Origin of the sequence: Paenibacillus antarcticus, assembly GCF_001637225.1 — a bacterium.
GTDB lineage: Bacteria > Bacillota > Bacilli > Paenibacillales > Paenibacillaceae > Paenibacillus_AQ > Paenibacillus_AQ antarcticus.
Genome location: NZ_LVJI01000054.1, coordinates 102,088 through 118,657, shown reverse-complemented (window position 1 = coordinate 118,657; position 16,570 = coordinate 102,088). Strand labels below are relative to the sequence as shown.

General features: G+C 41.6%; 11 protein-coding genes. 2 read left to right on the top strand and 9 right to left on the bottom strand.

Annotated features, from left to right (window positions below):
- Positions 1-4 precede the first annotated feature (4 nt).
- Both PBAT_RS23375 and PBAT_RS23370 read right to left on the bottom strand, forming a co-directional pair.
- Positions 5-838, bottom strand: a complete 834-nt coding sequence (locus tag PBAT_RS23375; protein WP_068653067.1) for a DUF2785 domain-containing protein — start codon at positions 836-838, stop codon at positions 5-7.
- Between the two features lie 228 nt (positions 839-1,066).
- Positions 1,067-1,909 carry an aldo/keto reductase gene (locus PBAT_RS23370; RefSeq protein WP_068653066.1) on the bottom strand — a complete coding sequence of 281 codons (843 nt, stop codon included), beginning with the start codon at positions 1,907-1,909 and terminating at the stop codon, positions 1,067-1,069.
- A 173-nt stretch (positions 1,910-2,082) separates the two neighbouring features.
- On the opposite strand from PBAT_RS23370, the gene PBAT_RS23365 reads away from it, so the two are divergent.
- Positions 2,083-2,940, top strand: coding sequence for a sulfurtransferase (locus PBAT_RS23365; protein ID WP_068653065.1), 858 nt, complete (start codon positions 2,083-2,085; stop codon positions 2,938-2,940).
- 272 nt (positions 2,941-3,212) lie between these two features.
- Here the strand turns inward: PBAT_RS23365 and PBAT_RS23360 are convergent, their stop codons facing one another.
- The 4 genes from PBAT_RS23360 to PBAT_RS23345 form a co-directional block, all read right to left on the bottom strand.
- Positions 3,213-5,489, bottom strand: coding sequence for a preprotein translocase subunit SecA (locus tag PBAT_RS23360; RefSeq protein WP_068653064.1), 2,277 nt, complete (start codon positions 5,487-5,489; stop codon positions 3,213-3,215).
- A gap of 266 nt (positions 5,490-5,755) precedes the next feature.
- Positions 5,756-6,196, bottom strand: coding sequence for a hypothetical protein (locus PBAT_RS23355; RefSeq protein ID WP_068653063.1), 441 nt, complete (start codon positions 6,194-6,196; stop codon positions 5,756-5,758).
- 9 nt (positions 6,197-6,205) lie between these two features.
- Positions 6,206-7,363 (bottom strand): hypothetical protein, encoded by a 1,158-nt coding sequence (locus tag PBAT_RS23350; protein WP_068653062.1) that lies wholly within the window; start codon positions 7,361-7,363, stop codon positions 6,206-6,208.
- Positions 7,347-8,063, bottom strand: coding sequence for an ABC transporter ATP-binding protein (locus tag PBAT_RS23345; RefSeq protein ID WP_068653061.1), 717 nt, complete (start codon positions 8,061-8,063; stop codon positions 7,347-7,349). Before PBAT_RS23345 ends, PBAT_RS23350 begins: the two co-directional genes overlap by 17 nt.
- Positions 8,064-8,694: 631 nt before the next feature.
- Between PBAT_RS23345 and PBAT_RS23340 the strand changes: the two genes are divergently transcribed.
- Positions 8,695-11,817 (top strand): S-layer homology domain-containing protein, encoded by a 3,123-nt coding sequence (locus PBAT_RS23340; RefSeq protein WP_068653060.1) that lies wholly within the window; start codon positions 8,695-8,697, stop codon positions 11,815-11,817.
- A gap of 327 nt (positions 11,818-12,144) precedes the next feature.
- Here the strand turns inward: PBAT_RS23340 and PBAT_RS23335 are convergent, their stop codons facing one another.
- From PBAT_RS23335 to PBAT_RS23320, 3 genes are all read right to left on the bottom strand, one after another.
- On the bottom strand, positions 12,145-12,612 hold the full coding sequence (locus PBAT_RS23335; protein ID WP_068653059.1) for an alpha/beta hydrolase: 468 nt from the start codon (positions 12,610-12,612) through the stop codon (positions 12,145-12,147).
- A gap of 36 nt (positions 12,613-12,648) precedes the next feature.
- Positions 12,649-12,834: a hypothetical protein gene (locus PBAT_RS23330; RefSeq protein ID WP_068653058.1), complete on the bottom strand. Its 186-nt coding sequence runs from the start codon at positions 12,832-12,834 to the stop codon at positions 12,649-12,651.
- A 625-nt stretch (positions 12,835-13,459) separates the two neighbouring features.
- On the bottom strand, positions 13,460-16,183 hold the full coding sequence (locus PBAT_RS23320) for a YDG domain-containing protein (protein ID WP_068653056.1): 2,724 nt from the start codon (positions 16,181-16,183) through the stop codon (positions 13,460-13,462).
- Positions 16,184-16,570 lie beyond the last annotated feature (387 nt).

The following is a 16,570-nucleotide window of genomic DNA, read 5'->3' as shown; positions in this document are numbered from 1 at the left end:
CCCTTTATTTCTTATCTAGCTTCTGTAGCGTCTCCACAACGGTATCACTGAACCTAGCTAATTGAGGTTGATCTAATATTCTGAAGTACAAACTTCGTAACAAACACTTCATATTCATATACTGAATATCATCTTCCGGATGATTTCCGACCTTCTTCTTTTCACCAAAGCTTTGAATCCAACTATGAATTTCATGATCTGTAAGTAACTCTCGGTTAAAAACACTTATGATCGCACTAACGTTTCGTTCATCTTCTTTATTAATATATACATAGTTATTCACAAGAAACTTCGGTTGAATGGCATTTAATATATCAATCAAGTCTTCTCTTTCTAGAAAAGGAGATTGCGCAATGGCTTCCAATCCATCGGATACATGAGCTATGGCATGTGCCCAACCCTTTTCTTCCACATATCCTCTGTAGTCTTGCTCAAGATTCATATACGCTATTAGTTTCTTCTTAATCAATATCACTTCTTCTTTGCTTAAAAAGCGTTGATCTCTGTCTTTCCCCATAACCAGCGGAACGATAAGTACGGAGAACGTACGGGTGAATACGGAGTCAGTCTCATTCTCGCCGATCCCATAGAATAGATGTTGTTCATCTAAACAAATATGTAATAGTTCTCTTACTTGTTCTTCTGTAAATTCACCACGATCAATCCACTCCGCAAATGTTGAATAGATGAGATTATCTCGCAATTCCGGATCAATATCACCGATATACATCATCATTTCTAAACCTATTTCGAATGCATTCATGGTGGCTGGTACTTTATATTCATCTTTCTCGATTTGAGTCAATTTTTCTTTTAATTGGGTGTTGCTACTAGTCATCGTTATCCCCCTGCACATCATATTATATGTTGCTATATCTAATTTTCCAATCATCTGTCCCCTCTAAAAGAATACTATATACAGGGTTATCTTAACAGTTAAAATACGAGAAAAATAGAAAGATCGTCCTCATTAGAGAACGACCTTTCTTATCTTCGATATGATTCATAACGTACATTTACAAATCGTGTAGCCAGTCCGTATGAGTTAGATTGTTAATGTGAGCGTTTAGAAGTTGAAATTATCCGGATCAGAACCCACCCGAAGATTCTCATTAAGCCCATTAATCTTCTCCATATCATCAGAAGATAGTTCAAAATTGAACACATCTGCATTCTCGATAATCCGGTGTTCCGTAGTAGATTTAGGAATTGTTACAAATCCATTCTGTAGATCCCAACGCAATATCACTTGAGCAACCGATTTACCATGGTTATCAGCGATCTCTTGTAATGTGGCGTTGTCCAATAGTTTACCTTGCATCAGTGGAGACCACGCTTCTAATTGTATTTCCTGTCCCTTACAAAAATCACGTAATTCGAGCTGCGCTAGTCGAGGATGGTATTCCACTTGATTGACCATCGGCTTGATCTGCGCATCTTGCAACAAATCTTGTAGATGATGCACTTGGAAGTTACTCACGCCAATGGCACGTACACGTCCATCCTTATAGAGTTTCTCTAGTGCTCTCCAAGTGTCTTTATATTTTTCTTTCACTGGCCAATGCACTAGATAAAGATCTAATTGCTCTAACCCTAATTTAGTCATCGTACTTTCAAAAGCTGCTAATGTGGATTCATAGCCTTGATCGGAATTCCATACCTTAGAGGTAATAAATAGATCATCGCGTGATAGTCCCGATTCTTCCAACGCTTCACGTACCGCTTGGCCTACTCCTTCTTCATTGTTGTATGCAGCCGCTGTATCAATACTACGATAGCCATGTTTAATCGCTGTCTTCACAGCCTGAATAACTTCATTACCGTCTTGTGCTTTGTATACTCCTAATCCAAACCATGGCATCTTCACACCGTTGTGAAGTGTCGTTGTAGCTTGTAAGTTATTTAACATATGAGTAAACCTCCTAAAAGTTTAGTAGCCTTACTAAAACTAATGCTTCGTCAAAACGACTACGAAAGCGTTAACTAGTATTTGTAGTCCTCTTTGTATTACACTTAATACAATAATTAGACCCAATGTTTACTAGTATTAATCATAATAACGTTAAAAGGCGGTGTCAAATCATGACCTCTATCATTTCCAAACAATGGTTACTTGCTAGGATGTATGAAACAGATCTCGTCATTGTCGATTGCCGATTTGTGATGGGACAACCCGAAGCTGGACGTATTGCATATGAGGAAGAGCATATTCCTGGCGCGATATATTTCGATCTAGAGAAAGATCTTTCAAATCGAGTAACTGAACATGGGGGTAGACATCCCCTTCCCGATATGGAGAATTTCAGAAGAACGCTTGAACGCGTAGGGATTAACAATGATATAAGGGTTATCGCCTACGATGATCAAGGTGGTGCTATGGCATCTCGCCTCTGGTGGCTCCTACAGTATATAGGCCACTCTACTACATATGTAATGAATGAAGGATTTACGAATTGGAAACAAGCAGGATATCCTTTGACGGATAAACAACCTATTCGAATTCCTCAGTCCTTCACGCCACACATTCAACATGACATGGTGGTGTCTATGGAAGAAGTAAGAACGTCTTCTATCGAGCATACCTCACTACTGATTGATTCCAGAGAACCTAACCGATATTTAGGTCTTGAAGAACCTATTGATCCTGTTGCAGGCCATATTCCAAGTGCTATTAATAGATTCTGGAAAGATCTTAAGCTTGATAATGGTTCTTGGAAGTCAACTATAGAACTACAGGATCATTTCAAGGATATTCCGAAAGAACAAGAAATCATCGTCTATTGCGGCTCTGGTGTCACTGCCTGCCCTAACATTCTCGGACTCGTCAAGTCTGGGTATACCCGTGTGAAGTTGTATGCGGGAAGTTGGAGTGACTGGATTAGTTACTCTGGCAATCCCACCGCCATGGGTGACGAAGAGGATAGGGAAGAAGCTTACTAGTACTTAAACTTTGAATACATCGCCATGCGTTTTATATACTCAGGCGATGTATTTTTTATGCTCTAAAATCAACACGGAGTCAACAAACGATCATAAAAAGTACTTACAGAGCGGGTCAAACCAAATGTTTGCTCATATCCTTAGTAATTGCCCTGTACAGACAGAGAGAGAGCCGGGATGCCCCACCATAACAGTGTTTCATACCAGGCCTTATGGCTCTTAACAACGTAAATCGGCGGCAACGCGATTATCCTGGAACAAGCTACGCTGCATCAAAATTTTGACAGCTTAAATATCGGCCTCGAAATCGTGCGAAACCAATAAGCAAATACGGTCGTTCCGGTCCATGAGCTGCGCTTATTCTGGATGTATTGATCATTAATAATATAAGTCCGAGTGGAAGCAGGACTCTTCAGACCGAACTTTTCCCACTTCGCCGGATCATTCGAACCTCCGAGCCTTACAAGCATATTCGCTGACTCACTATTGATTTTAGCCGGAATTTGCTCGTAGGCATGGATGATTTGCGCATGAAATTCGTCGATTGGATTGCGGCTGGCAAGGCTCTCCAAGTGGATGCTTTCACGAAGGTAAGAAACGTATGCCAGATGGTCAGCCCAGAACTCGTCGATATAAAAAAGCCGTACCCGCTGCTCCGCAGGGCTCATCGACTTCTCGTTTTTCAAAATTCCGAGCCGCTCCTCGTACAGAATTCGCCTCTGATCCTCCACCATATCCGAATAACAGTTCAGTTCCTGGTGGATATCGAAGTTTTGGCCCATAATAACGCGCTGAATATGCGAGATTTTGCTGCGGAGCACCGGCTCTTCGAGAGCCTCGCCCTGCCTAGGAGCACGAATCGTTTTATTGATGCCGAACCGAAGCATCAACTCGTCCTCCAAGCTTACGAAAAACAAGGAATCTCCTGGGTCGCCTTGGCGGCCAGAACGCCCGCGCAGTTGGTCGTCGATCCGCATGCTTTCGTTCACATGTGTACCAATCACGTACAACCCGCCCAGCTTGGCGACAACTTCTGCTTGCATGGGGTTGCCTCCGCCGAGCCGAATGTCGACGCCGCGTCCCGCCATATTCGTAGACACCGTCACGGCGCCAATTTCTCCCGCTTTGGCGATGATCTCGGCTTCTTTTACGTCGTTCTTAGCATTCAGAACATGGCAAGGTACGTCGGCAACTGCTAGCGCCTCCGCCAGCATGTCAGACTCCTCGACGCTTGACGTACCAATGAGAATTGGACGTCCCGCCCTATGGACGGACGAGATTTCTTGTACAAGCGCCTTAAGTTTGGCTTCTTTATGGGTATAAATCCGGTGTGGATGGTCGATCCGTATGTTTGGCCGGTTCGGTGGGATTTGCACGACCTGCAGCACATAAATATCTTCGAATTCCATTGCGGAAGCGTACGCAGTGGCCGTCATTCCGCAAATCCTCGGATACAGGCTAATAAAGTGTTGAAGGGTGATCGTCCCGAGAATTTTCCCGCCGGCTTTCCACTGCAGTCCTTCTTTGGCCGCAAGCGCGGCTTGCAGCCCGTCCGGTAAATACCTGTTCTCGGCCACGCGGCCGGTATATTCTTCGATCAGCTCTATTTTACCGTCACGGACGATGTAATCGATGTCTTTTTTTAATATCGATTCCACATGCAGCGCGCAATTCAATGACGTCAACAAATGACTATTATGGCTATCGTACAAATTACCGCATCCCAGCAGCGACTCCGCTTTCACAGCGCCTGCTTCATTCAAGTAAACATTCCGCTGGAACTCGTCGAAGTCGTAATGCTCTACTTGCTGTAGCTGCCGAGCCACTTCTGCAAAAAGAATGCCGTCGCTCTTGGATCCGCCCGACTCGCCGCTGATGACTAGCGGCACCCGAGCTTCGTCGAGAAGCAGTGAATCCGCTTCGTCGACGATAACGTAGTGAAAAGGACGATGTACGGTATCGGCTTCGTTTAGTGCGATTGTGTCACGCAAATAATCGAATCCCGCTTCTTTGGCCGTAACATAGGTTATATTCGCGGCGTACGCTTCCCGTTTCTCGGACAAGCTCATTCCCGCTTGAACCGAGTTTACCGTTAACCCGAGGAAACGATAGATCGGGCCCATCCACTCCGCATCTCGATTTGCCAAATAATCGTTAAAAGTCAGCACATGAACGCCTTCGCCGGTCAGCGCATTTAGATAAGCAGGCATAACAGCAGAGAGCGTTTTTCCTTCACCGGTATGCTGCTCGATCAAAAATCTCTCGTGCAAAGCGATAGCAGCCATGATCTGGACATCGTAAGGCTCTAATCCGAGCTTTCTCTTCGCTGCCTCGTAGACTAACGCATAAGCATCGACAAGCAGCTCATCCAAAGGCGTACCCGATTTTGCTTCTTTTTGCAGGCGGAGAGATTCCCCTTGAAGCTGTTGATCGTCCCATGCTTCCAAATTCCGTTTCCTGATGAGCTCCGCTTTGTCCTGATAGACTTTCAGCTTATTCTGGTTATCGCGGTCTTTGAATTTTTGCATCAACTTGACGGCTATATTCATATATTTGATCTCCCCTCGGTAGAAATACGCTTAGTTTTGAACAACATTTGCGCTGATCTGTCACCCATCAGGTTCAAGTCCACTTCATATATGCAGAATCTTATACCGTACCTTCCGCCATCACCGTGCTCCAATACGCAAGGCTGACCGCCATCCAGCCGAGGACGCGTTTCGGCAAAAAACCGAGAACAAGCGCTATTGCAGCAGCTATGTCAGTGCCACAGCGACGGGGGTAAGAAGAGCAAGTTCTTTAGTCAACAATCGATTTATTTCACTCGGAATGTGCGGCTTCCGTATTTACGAACGAGAATAAGAGAAATGAGTAAGTACACAATCGTAAGAGTAACCACAATGGCAGTAAAAATATCTGCTGGAACTCGTACGATAATGCTAATACCGCTTGCGAACGATACTAACATGTTTATAACATAATACAGCGGATTCTTCACATTCAATTCGGTAGCATAAGGCTGAAAGATATAATACATAAATAGATGATGAATGGAAAAAAATACGGACAACAAGAGTATGCACACCCACATCATGAGTAGCTCTCTACTTAACCATTCTCCACTCGCTGCTAACACAATAGCTGTTAATGCCGTAGCTAGAGTTGTTGCAATCTTTAGATTGAGGACCGTTATTTTAATTAGTCGAATCCGAAAATGCTCGAAAGATGCAGCTCGATAGAAGCTATAACGCAACAAACTCAGATCTCAGTTATAGAACATAGCTCTGCACATCTTTTCTCCCACGGACAAGAAATACATAGCCATAACTAGGAAGGGAAAAATAACTCCCAGATTTAGCACTAAAAATTCGTCTCTCTGTGATAGCATCATCACGACTGCCACTACCACCGTACCAAATGCGCCTATAATGGCCATCCTCTTGTACACTGGATCATTAATAAGACTGCGATGCCTGGAGAAGAATAACATGTTCAGATAGCCGTAGCCTTCCTTTGTTTCGATATTTTCCTGATGCTTTCCATTCAAGGTATAGTCGCTTTCTTTCGATTTCACACTCGTTTTTTGCGCCTCCGACATCATACGCCCAAGATCCAACAGGGGATCGTCTCTTTTGGTTGCGGCATCGACAGCACCACTATAATTGGAATAACGGGCAAGTCGAACAGTTGCGAAGATTCCTCCAACCACGATGACGAGACAGATTGGTAGGCTCAACAGAATCGACGAGGTTACCGGTACCCAGTCGAACAGTAATGGCAGATAAGCAGCTGCATAGCCAAGCCCGATGACGATCCAGACAATCACGTTATTTTTTATCAGGACCATGCCCGTTTTGTCAAATAGCTTAAGATGCATATACTCCGTCAGAATCCTCCACAAGGTAACAGACGTCACCAACAAGATAGTCTCTATGATGGAGGCTCCCAGCTGTGAGGTAAATAACAGCATCGAGGGCATTAGATACGCCATGAACGTCACATAACGGTAACCAAGAGAAGCCTTCATATATCTTGTAGGAGACTGCCTCATCAGCTTCACAGCTACGTACTTCTCCCGTTTCGGCTCCAATATGGTGGCGTTACTAACACCTGCAACCACAAAGCTGAGTATGAAATAAATATGTACAAAATGCTGAAGCTGAACTTCCGCAGAGAGGTCACGACCTAAGCCGACTACTGGCAAGTAGATAAGCAAACCTACATAAGCTAGCCTAATTACAAATCCCCATAGTAGGCTTATAAGAAATACGATAATGGAAACAGCCCTTTTCAAGTTTACATTGGCGTAGATAGTGTCCGTTACATGCTTGCCAATCACCGGTAGCTTCTGGATGTAATAAATGAATAGGTTCGCTGCAGTGGATGTCCGAATGGCAACAAGCGTATTAAGTGTTCTCAGCATAGCTCTCGTCCTTCAGCAGACTAATAATGTTTTGCTCAAATTCCGCACTGTGCAACAACTCTGTGGGTACGGTAGACAACAGCCCATTGTTCAACACGACCAACTCATCACATAGATCCGATGCCAACTGCAGAATGTGCGTGGAGAAGACAAGAATATGGTCCTGTTTCATCTCTCTCAACATCTCCTTCATCTCCAGTGCCACGATGATGTCAAAAGAGGTAAGCGGCTCATCGAGCAAAATCACGGGCGGTTTTGTTATGAGGAACAGCAGCATTTGTAGCTTGTTCTTCATCCCATGGGAGTAACCCTTAATGAGCCGGTGCCTATCCTCCTCTGACATACTCATCATGTCAAAATAATCGTCGATGCTTTGATCCATTCGCAGCTTATCACGATTAATATCCATAAAGAACTTTACGAATTCATAGCCAGTCAGGAACTCAGGCAGAATCGGTAGTGAATAGACATAACCAATATCCTGCTCGCTCAACTCCCGAACATGTCCATTCTCCTCCAATAGCACTTTCCCTCCATCCATAGCCATCTCTCCGCTCAAGCAGTTGAACAACGTTGTTTTGCCTGCGCCATTTCGGCCCAGCAGACCGTAAATCTTTCCTTTCTCAAAGGTATATCCAGCTCCCTTGAGTACCTTTTTTTGGTCAAATTCTTTTACAATATCTTCTATGATCAGACGCAATTACAAATCCCCCATTCGAATAAAAATGTCATTTGAATTTATTTCTATACGTAATAGGCGACAGTATAGTTTCACTAACACATAGACTGAAAATGATGCCTCTAGGCGGTCAACTTGGTGAGGTGCTATGGTCAGACCTCTGCTTCGGGGAGCTTTGTGGTTGTAGTAGCTGATCAATGGTGCTCGTTATTTCGTGTCTCCCCCACCCATTCTACGAGATTTATTTTAATTCAATTTATTTTTAGCTTTAAATATACTTTTCTCTCTTTTTGTCTAAGTTTGTCATTCTGCCGTCATTGGGGTTCTATATACTATTTTTTAATAGAATATAAACTGTATTCCAAGGAGGAGATAGTATTCGCGTCAGATTTGAAAAGGGGATTTCCGTTATCTTATTACGACAGCGGGAGCCAATATTAATGGGCAGCACGGAACAAGTGCGCAGAATTTCACTAGCACGGTTATAGCGAACAGTATTATTGAAAGTAATGCGCAACATAATAGTTAGTTCTTTACGCAGTCATTCACCCTACATATCCCCCTTTAAGGGGATATGTATTTTATTGGAAATACTATACAGTTAAGTGTAGTGTCTAAAAAAAGGAAATCATGGGACAGAGGAGAAATGAAAATGCGAAAATTAGGAAGAAAAGTATCGATTGTATTGTTGGCGATGATAATGTTGGTTAGTACTTCGCAGCAATTTAGTATATTGGGAGAGCATAAAGCATCGGCTAATCCAATAGACGACTTTGCTGGAGGGTCAGGAACTTCGCAATCTGATCCATATCAAATTGAAACTGCTGATCAATTGGATGCCGTTCGCAAATATTTAGGTAAAGATATTTACTTCGAATTGACTGAAGATATTAACTTAAGTAACTATGCAAGTAATGATGACGGGGAAGGTTGGACTCCGATCGGAAGCTCGGATGATAACAGCTTTAAGGGAACCTTTAATGGGAATGGAAAGACAATTAGTAACTTGTATATTAATAGACCTACTGTAGATATTCAGGCATTATTTGGATATACAGCGAGCGCATCATCGATAAGTGACGTAAATCTTATTGTTGAAGAGGTTACCGGAAAGGATTATTCAGCTAGTCTAATCGGTCAGAATAATGGTACTGTGAACGAAGTTTCTGTTTCTGGTGTAGTGTATGGTAATTCAAACACCGGAGGCTTGGTTGGTGTAAACTATGGAAAGATTACAAATAGTAACGCTCATGTCAGAGTAAGCGGCACTGGAGATTCTATAGGCGGTCTGATTGGGAATACTTCTAATGGAACAGTTGATAATAACTACGCTGTCGGTATTGTAACTGGAAAAAGGTATGTAGGTGGTCTGATCGGAGCAGGTACTGCTAATACTTCAATAAATCATAACTACGCTATCGGGGATGTGTTCGGGGAAATATATATAGGCGGTCTAATCGGTAACTCTGTGAATAATATTTTATTAGATAAAAACTATGCTACCGGCAACGTGAATGGGAGTATAGATAATGTAGGTGGATTAATTGGATATAGTAATAATGGAGTTGTTACAAACAGTTTCGCACTAGGAAATGTTACTGGTGCCAACATAGTAGGTGGTTTGACCGGAAATAATCAAAGCACAATGTTTAATAATAATTATGCAACAGGCAAAGTAACTGGAAGCCCTCATACAGGTGGGTTGATTGGTTATAGTTCTAATTTAAGCAGTGGTTTCTACAATAAAGAGACAACAGGTAAATCTGATACTGGTAAAGGCAATCCAGTATCGACAGCAGAAATGCAACAAGTAGGAACCTATACAAACTGGACCTTCGATGCTAGTACTTGGACGATAAATCCAGCACATAATAATGGCTTTCCTTACTTGAGCGAACTGCCTAGTCCTGAGTATGTGGTCTATTCAGCAAATGGTGATACGGGCGGTGCAGTTCCAATATCTAAACTTCTTAGGAAAGGTCAAGGAATAACTGTAGACGGGAATAGTGGAAACTTAACTAAATCAGGCTACACTTTCGTTGGCTGGAATACAGCAACAGACGGTAATGGAGATGATTATCTACCAGGAGAATTGTATAATATCAATATTGGAACTGACATAACCCTCTATGCGCTGTGGTTACAGTTACTGAGCTCGCCTGTCCTAACAGCAGATACGACGGATAACGATATTATAAGTAATATAGAAATTACATTCGATGATGATTCAACATGGAGAGATGAGATTACAGCAATTGTTGCTAATGGAGCCCCATTGAGTGAAGATAATTACTCGATAGAAGCAGGTAAGATTACATTATTTGCGAACAACTTAGCTGCTGCTACCTATACGATCTCAGTAGTTGCGGACGGATATGCAGATGCAACGGTGCAACAGATCGTTCATCCCAATCTTAATCTAAGTAACTTAGCATTAAGTAGTGGTGCAATGAATGAGACGTTTACTAGTGCAAAGACGAGTTATACGCAAAATGTAGTGTATGGAATATCTAGTCTAACGGTGTCACCAACTGTAGTAGAACCAACAGCAATTGTGAAAGTAGCTGTGAATGACGAAGCTAGTAAGATCGTTACAAGTGGTGCTGCAAGTGCTACTCTTCCACTTAAAGTGGGAGCAAATACGATTACAGTAACGGTAATGGTTGGGAATGGGCCAGCTAAGGTGTATACGGTTGTCGTGACGCGTAAGGCAGCATCTACGAACAGTGGTGGTTCAACACCGATCATTGATACGAATGTAACATCCTCCAATGGTTCAACACCGATCATTGGTACGAATGTAACATCCTCCAATGGTAAGATAACGATTCCTACAGGTAGTACAGGAAAGGTTACGCTTAACAACGAAGTAACGGTTGAAATTCCAGTGAATGCTACGAACAAAGATATAACAATTACGATAGAAAAATTGCTTAAAATAAACAACCTTCTAGCTAATGGTGAAATACTAGCTAGTGATGTATTCGAGATACTGAAAAACTTCCCGGGTAATTTCAGTAAACCAGTCACACTGACATTCGTGTTTGATCCTACTAAAGTTGATAATAACCAAAGACCAGCCGTATTCTATTATGATGAAGTGAAGAAGGTATGGGTGGGAGTCACGGGTGGTAAGATCAATGGAAATCGGATTAAAGTAGAGGTCGATCACTTCACGAAGTATGCGGTATTCGTAGTAGATTCAGCCACGAGCAAACCCTATCCCGATACAGAACTTAAATTCAGCGATATCGATGGACATTGGTCGCAGGCAAATATTGAGAAAGCCGTAAACAGCGGCATCATCAATGGATATACCAATGGTACATTTAAGCCAAACAATACGGTGACTCGCGCTGAATTCGCTGTTATGCTGATGAACGTGTTGAATCCGCAAGGTAATGGCGCGGAGCTGACTTTCACAGATACCGCAGAGATTGGAACATGGGCGAAGAAAGCGACTGCTCTGGCGGTACAATCTGGTATTATTAAGGGCTATGGGGACGGGACTTTCAATCCGGGTGCAGGGATTAACCGTTCAGAGATGGCAATGATGATCGCGAACGCTCTGGGTCAGCCTATCGATGAGGTTACCGTAACGGGCTTCGTGGACGATAAGGCCATTCCGAAGTGGGCGAAAAATGCAGTGGCAGCAATGAAGAAGCTTGGCATTATTACGGGTAAAGGCCTAAATAAATTTGCACCTGATGATCATTCAACAAGAGCAGAGGCTGTAACGGTTTTGCTGAAAATGATGGAACAGAAGATCAAGTAAATTAACCACTTATCCCCCAAATGGGGGATTTTTTATTTTTTAACAATATACCAAAGTGATTCCTTCTCTACTATTCTCACACAAGTAATAAAGACCCCTACGGAGGTCTTTAAATACAACGTACTATTTCACTTCATTCGTAGCATCAACTTTAGCTTACGGTGCCCCATCGCAGCGCGCTCGTCCTATTCTTCTGATCTTATACCTCACTTGGAAATAAGAAACGGATGCTATTCGGAAAATATTGAAGAAAAAAAGAGTCATTATGTGAGCCTAGCGGATCTGTCTCGAACTTTACACGATGGACCGCTCCATTAATTTCCTCGTTCAATAGATCAAAGGCACGTTTGCTACTTGGCACCATTCACTTCTGTACATTAGTCTTGTTACACCTTCCTGTTCACCTACATACATATAGACATTGAACCCTCTATCAAGCCTTGTAGTCTCCATGTAACTTATAAAATCTTTAAACCACACAGAAGCAGATATTAATATAAAATTATCAAATATATGCTCAGACTTATACATTGCGTACAGACTTATTAATCCGCCTAGTGAAACACCGCCCAAAGCTAATTTTTGGGGTTCGCGGGAGATTCGAAATGAACTTTTCATGTGTGGAACAAGATCCTGATAGACATAATCCAAATAGTCATCGCCCTTACCCCCAAATGACCAATCCTTAAAGAGCGCGGGCATCTGCCAAGGCGTATATTCATCATTACGAAGCCGAGAATCAATTCCGACAAAAATAAATGATAAAGTACAATCCCGCTTAGAAACGCCTAACACCCTTAGTTCACAGATTCGTGTGCGGACTCGTTTCCCCTAATCCTCAAGCTCATCCAGCTTCGCTTCCAGTTCAACCAGCTTGCGATTCGCTTGATCCAATATTTCTTGAAGCTCTGCGGCTTCCGCTCGTTTAATTTCTTTTTTGACGGCCTGAATTTGCTGTTCCAGATAGAGAATGTCGGCGTCATTTCCTGAGTTGTTCCAGATCTGTGAATAAGTCATAACCAGCCTCCTATCTAATTAAGAAAAGCCTTCTAAGAATTTCAATTGAACTTCAAGAGAGCTTCATTTTCTATACATGGGTTTCAAATCCATGATTCAAGCAAAATTCGGTATCCACATATTCCATTCAAGAATAGGCATTGGCCAAGCGCCACAGCCCTTCGTGAGAATCTTCCTTTTCTGTCGTGGGACGAACGGACTCTTTTTATATTTGTAGATAATACCACAGCCAACAGGGTGCAAACAATAGCATTGCAATTTCCGTCCAATATGGGCAAGGCTTTGCTAAATGCGCAACAAGCTAGTAAATCAGCAGTTAGTAACTGTCCTAAGAAATCTCAACGATCACAAACCAAGGATGAAAATAAAAACACAGCCCAATTCCTGTAGCGATGCCAACACCTCCTTAACCTTCTTATTCTCTATAACACTCGAACGCAGTAAAATGTGCCATGTTCACAACTTTTTATTATAGATGCAGTGACATCTATACCCTATCTTCTATTTCATACAATATACTCAACAAAACGCCTTCACAGTTATAGTTAACTGTGGAGGCGTTTTGTTTTCTTACACTTCTTCTTGACATCTCACATATTAAGAAATGGATCTTCGGTTATTACTTTTAGCGTGCTGAAATTACTCCGGTACTAATTGTGTAATTCACTGGTGCAATATAATTTCCCGCATCAGCCCCTGTGAGAGTATATACAATTGTTATTACTTTATTGGTTCCTACAGCTGAGTCCTTGTATGTGGCTACTGCTTGTACTTGTACGTCATCTCCACTAATAACGTTAGTTAATGCTCCTGGTGTTACGACTGCCGTTGTACTACCATCATACACTTTGGAAAGTGTTAACGTGGGTGCCGCAATCGTTAATTGTTTTGCTGTTATTATACCGGTATTCACTGTAATACTCGCTGGTGGATAATAATTCCCTGAATCATCCCCTGATAGAGTGTACGACACGGTTATCGACTTGTTTGTTCCTACACTTTTATCATTATAAGTTCCTGAAGCATTTACTGTTGCATCATCTCCAGGACAAATTCCAATCTCTACACAAGATCCAGTTCTAGAGCCTGCTGATACAACTGCTAGTATGGTTCCATCATACACTTTGGAATTGGTTATAAGGTCTAACATAATACCCGTATCTACACTGGATTGTACGTAGACATTGTAGTTAGTATTGGATGCAGGGGCAATATAGTTGCTACTATCATCTCCAGCTATTATATATATTACATTTAAGGGTCTCGCTTTATCTAGAGATTCACTGTAAGTTGCTTCTGCACTCACGGTCACAGCTTCGCCCTCAACAACCCCGACTAATGTACCCACATTTACAATGATTGATGAATCTCCAACTGGTGTCTCTACAAGTGTCAATACTGGATCTCCGATCGTTAACTGTGCGGCTGTAATGACTCCTGTATTTACATTGTAACTTACAGGTGCAATATAGTTGGCTGCATTTACTCCACTCAACGTATATACGATCGTGATTGTTTTGTTTGTTCCTATAACTGAATTATCGTAAGTAGCTATTGCATTTAAGGTCACATCATCCCCACTAACCACTCCGATCAAGGGACTTGCTGTTACAGCTGCTGATGCCGTTCCATCATACATTTTCACTGCTGTGAGCGATGCTGATGGATCTGCAATTGATAATTGTTTCCTATTCATTACTATTTCTGCTGAAGGTGTAGATATATTATTTGCACCGTCAACTGCATAAACGACATAAGTACCTAATGCTAAACCTGCTGTACTAATCGTTGATTCTACATTTGCGGTTACCGATAGCTTATTGCCTAACGAGTCCGTGACAGATTGATTTAAGTCTGCTAATGTTTTGGTTGTTGTTGAAGGGACTAGATACAAATATCCACTTTCATTACTTGTACCATGCACATCATCTCCAAGTGAGATTTGACCAATCGTCACATTCGATAACATTGGAGCAGTTATATCAGGCCCACCGGTCGAAGGTGCTGTATTACTACCACCAGTCGAAGTTGCAGTCGGAGTAGATGTATTATTCACTCTATCCAACATTCTAATGGTGATTTCAATAGTCGTACCGTTTTTAGCAACGGAGCTTAACGTCACTTTTTCAATAGTGCCTGTACCTAGGATCTTAGCTACCGCATCTAAAACAAGGCTAATAATCTTTGCGTCTTTACCTAACGTAAGCGTCATACCCGTTGCTGATGATGATGCAGTAACCTCTTTAACGCTGCCTTCAGGAATATTAACCTGAATTTGTCTTCCTTTAATATTTAAGGAATCAAATACCCCTATTAATGTTACTTTCGAACCTGCGGGTAATAATTCTGATAAAGTAACCTTGCTGAATCCAGATCCCGATGTATCCTTTTCTTGCATTGTTGTTGGGGATTTAATTGTAGCATCTCCCACGATTGTTGATCCTTCCACTACAATACGGACGTCGCCTTTTTTCTTATCTACTATAAGGGTTGGAATATCTGAATTTTTTAAATAGATGGAATTCACTCCACCACCTTCTACCCTAGTTACACCCTTAATCGATACATTCTTAAGAAATGCATCTCCTTCTTCTATTCCTGCATCAAATAATATATTCCCGGTAATAATTATGTTCTGTAAGGTAACTCCACTCACAGTAATAATTACATCTCCATTTATTGTTTCTATTCCTGTCGTAGGACCATATGTCCCTGCTGTACTGTATTTTGTTGCATTTGCTATTATCGCACGGTCTAGTGTGACAACTGCTTCTGCACGAGTAATGAACTTATTAGGTTTGAAGCTATTGTCATCTGCATAGCCCTTAAGAATATCCTTAGCTACAGCAGCTTGAACTGAGGCTTTAGCCCATGATGCGATCAAGCTTGAATCGGTAAACGTTGTTGCAGCACTTTGTGTATTCGTAAGACCTAGAAGGCGATCTACGATAACCGCAACTTCTTGTCTACTGATTGCATTAAGAACACCGATTGTCCCATCTGCATATCCTGTTATGTATCCTGCTTTCACAGCTTTAGAGACCTCTGAACTTGCCCAGTTAGATGAAGTAAGATCACTAAATGAAACATTGGCTGTTTCAATAAATCCAAAAGAACGGTTAATCATTGCAAAGAATTCGGCTCTTGTTACGGTGTTATTCGGTTGAAAGCTGCCATCTTGATAACCTTTAATAAATCCTTTATCCATCCAATTAGAAATTTGGGTTTCTGCCCACGTTCCTTTGATATCAGATTTCGATGATTCTGTGGCACCAAAAGCAACATTAAACGATGAAAACAACATAACTATAATCAATAACGTGGATAAAAAATTTCTAGTATAGCGCATTGATATTATTCCTCCTATTTAGATGTTCTTAAAAGTTCCGTACAAAGCTATTTACTCGTTACTCTTTTAGACTCCTTCCTTAAATCAAATATATATTCATCCACAAACCAGCTAGTTTTTAGAACCTATGACATTAATCATATTACCACAAATATCCACTAATTATATATTAAATTGCAGAATAATGTCGAATAAAAGCATATATTATTCTTGTTACACGAAATTAAGTTAATCAAAATTTGTAGCATGGGTTTTATACCACTCTGAATATGTAATTGAATGAAAATGAACACTTTAAAGAAATAAAAAAAAGAGAATAAATAAAGGCGAATTCTCATTTTAATTTGAATGGAAATTCGCCTTTATCCTTTTAGCTTCATATTAGAG

What these genes read in the sequence shown, in the direction of transcription:
- PBAT_RS23370 (WP_068653066.1), bottom strand. Translation starts at nt 1,909, where the DNA reads ATGTTAAATAACTTACAAGCTACAACGACACTTCACAACGGTGTGAAG.
- PBAT_RS23360 (WP_068653064.1), bottom strand. Translation starts at nt 5,489, where the DNA reads ATGAATATAGCCGTCAAGTTGATGCAAAAATTCAAAGACCGCGATAAC.
- PBAT_RS23330 (WP_068653058.1), bottom strand. Translation starts at nt 12,834, where the DNA reads ATGACTTATTCACAGATCTGGAACAACTCAGGAAATGACGCCGACATT.
- PBAT_RS23340 (WP_068653060.1), top strand. Translation starts at nt 8,695, where the DNA reads ATGCGAAAATTAGGAAGAAAAGTATCGATTGTATTGTTGGCGATGATA.
- PBAT_RS23350 (WP_068653062.1), bottom strand. Translation starts at nt 7,363, where the DNA reads ATGCTGAGAACACTTAATACGCTTGTTGCCATTCGGACATCCACTGCA.
- PBAT_RS23375 (WP_068653067.1), bottom strand. Translation starts at nt 838, where the DNA reads ATGACTAGTAGCAACACCCAATTAAAAGAAAAATTGACTCAAATCGAG.
- PBAT_RS23365 (WP_068653065.1), top strand. Translation starts at nt 2,083, where the DNA reads ATGACCTCTATCATTTCCAAACAATGGTTACTTGCTAGGATGTATGAA.
- PBAT_RS23320 (WP_068653056.1), bottom strand. Translation starts at nt 16,183, where the DNA reads ATGCGCTATACTAGAAATTTTTTATCCACGTTATTGATTATAGTTATG.